Annotated in this window: 1 protein-coding gene and 3 pseudogenes; all 4 read right to left on the bottom strand. The window is 69.0% G+C overall.

Annotated elements, in window-relative coordinates; genetic code table 11:
* Positions 1 to 149: 149 nt before the first annotated feature.
* Positions 150 to 467, bottom strand: a complete 318-nt coding sequence (locus ACY5KJ_RS19215; protein ID WP_462189338.1) for a winged helix-turn-helix transcriptional regulator — start codon at positions 465 to 467, stop codon at positions 150 to 152.
* Between the two features lie 831 nt (positions 468 to 1,298).
* Positions 1,299 to 1,568 (bottom strand): annotated as a pseudogene (locus ACY5KJ_RS19210) (transposase domain-containing protein); the annotation flags it as partial.
* A gap of 381 nt (positions 1,569 to 1,949) precedes the next feature.
* Positions 1,950 to 2,225, bottom strand: a pseudogene (locus ACY5KJ_RS19205) (NF041680 family putative transposase); the annotation flags it as partial.
* 46 nt (positions 2,226 to 2,271) lie between these two features.
* Positions 2,272 to 2,420: pseudogene (locus ACY5KJ_RS19200) on the bottom strand (NF041680 family putative transposase); the annotation flags it as partial.

The following is a 2,420-nucleotide window of genomic DNA, read 5'->3' as shown; positions in this document are numbered from 1 at the left end:
CCCCCGGTCGACGAGTAACGTTAGGTATGTCGCTGGCGGGTGGTCGGGCCCGCGGGCGCAACGGGAGCTCGGCGGTGATCATGGCCACCGCCGGGCGTACAGGTGCGGAGCGGCCCGATGCTGTGCGGGACGGGATCGCCGCGCAGGACTCAGTTCTCCCCGGACGCGGCGCTGACCTCGCTTGACGTGCCGATGCTCGCCACGTGTTTCTCGCCCCAGGTGGCGAGCGGCCACAACGCCTCCATGAGCGTCGAGCCGAGATCGGTCAACGAGTACTCGACCTTTGGCGGGACCTGGTCGTAGACCTGCCGCAGCACCACTCCGTCCGTCTCCAGCTCTCTGAGCTGCTGGATCAGCATCTTCTCGCTCACCCCCGGAAGCCCCCTGCGCAGCTGGCCAAAACGGCGCCGGTGCGACTGTAGCTCCCAGAGAATCAGCGCCTTCCACTTGCCTCCGACGATGTCCATGGCAGCGTCCAGACCACACAGGTACGGCTGATGGGCCACTGCAGCCTCCCCATTACCGATATGCCAGTACCGGCGGCGACGATGTGTACGCGCGCACCAATTCAAGCACGAGGGGACGGAGCAGGCGGGCCGCCAGCGGATGCGTGGCGGTTTCAGCGGCCACAGGCAGGTCACAGACCGGGCCGCAGGGGTCTGTTGCCTCTTGCGTAGGTCGCTACGCGATCGCTGACGCGACGGCCCTGCGGGCCGCCCTTGACCCCGAAGACCTCTGCGGCCCCTGGGGTCAGGGCACAGGGGCAGGCGGGACCTGCCCCAGCACAGCGCGCGGCGCGCCCGCGAGATCACAAAGCCTAAAGATGATCTAGTATCGGCAAGCAGAGAGAACAGGAACCACCCCGCACACAGAGAACTTGACAGCACCGTCGGGGCCCGCCACGCCAACGCCGCCCCGGTCGCGCTCGCGCTGTCCCACGCCGCCCAGGAGTAGAAACCCCGGTCGGCGGTCAGCAGTTCGTCCGCCCTCAGCCGCGGGTACAACCGTCCGGCGAGGGTCTTCTCCCCGACGTGGTAGGCGGCGACGAAGGCGTGGGTGCCGCACTCGGCCAACGCCACCACCCGGGCCTTCGGGAACGCCGACCGGTTCTCCCCCGACCCCGCGTACCCGAACCCGGCGGCGTTCTCCTTGCTGTCCGGCACGTCGACGTCGAACCCGTCGATCGCCAGCAGCCTCCAGCCACACAGGAACGACCCGCGCGCCGTGCCCAACGCCGTCGCGGCGGCGCCCGGCCCGGCCGTCCCGGCGACCGGCCCGCACGTCCGCTCGAACAACTCGGGGAACACTGTCCGGCCCAGGCGTTTGCGGGCTTGGGTGATAACGCTGGCCGTCGGCACGCTCCAGGCGGCGTTCCAGCAGCCCCACCGGTCCAACGACCCGGTGACCTTGGTCGCGACCTCTTCGTCGTCGTCGGGCAACAGGCACAACGCCAACGTCAGATAGGTGACCACATGCGCGGGCAGCTTGCCCTCCGAACGTCTCTCCCGCACGCCGCACACGGCGATCGCCGCATCCACCGCGTCCCGCGGCACCGAGTCGACCAGCACCCCCAACGTCACCTGGTCAGGACGCACATCCGCACGATCCAGCCCATCCACACTCACAGCCGATGATCAAAACAGGCACATCGTCGCACGTCACCCAGCCACGCCGCGCAACCCCAAAACCAGCCAACAAGATCGACTTAGGCTACGTGACATTGGGCCAGGACCGGGTAAATCGTGCCTGAGGGCAGGCCCGCAACCTTGATCCAATGGGGGGCGATGCCTGTTCAGCTTCCGCCCTCACCCGCCACGCGGCGTAAGCCATGGACCGTACTCGGAGACGATGGCCCGGTCGCGCTGATCGAGCACTATCTGGGGCACCTGACCGACCTTGAGCGACCCCGAACACCGTGCAGGCGCACCCCCACGATCTGAGCTTGTCGTTTAACTTGTTTGTCCCTCAGATCCTGTGGCCGTTGACCTGTCCGTGGTCTTCCCGACCGGTTGGATGATCGCTTGTCGTCGGTTGGCGCGGCCGGGTGGGCGACCGGGGCCGGGTCGGGTGGATTTCGGCGCGCGGGCCGGAAGCGGTGTCTTCGGGCGGAGTGGCTCAGGGGACCGGATTTTCGGGGCGGTCCAGCCGAGGGTCTGTTTGAACAGGCGGACGGTGTGTTCCCGGCCGAAGCGGCGCAGGAACGCCTGCCAGGCGCGGTCGACGTCGGTACCTGGGCGGCGGTCACCGTGGTGAGGTCGTCGTCGGGACCGAGGCGGCCCGCGGGAGCGGCAGCCCGGCCAGCGGCCGTCGCAGCCGCTCCACCTCCAGCCGGCCGTGGTTCACCGCGCCGTACAACGCGCCGTGCCCCCGGCGGTGCTCCGCCGTCAGCGACAGGCCGACCAGGTCACGGACCGGGCCGG

The organism is Frankia sp. CcWB3 (genome assembly GCF_977927595.1).
The sequence above is the reverse complement of the archived record's forward strand: the minus strand, read 5'-3'. Positions and strand labels throughout refer to the sequence as shown.

Bases quoted from the DNA above. Each gene is read 5' to 3' on its own strand.
- ACY5KJ_RS19215 (WP_462189338.1), bottom strand. From the start codon at position 467: ATGGACATCGTCGGAGGCAAGTGGAAGGCGCTGATTCTCTGGGAGCTA.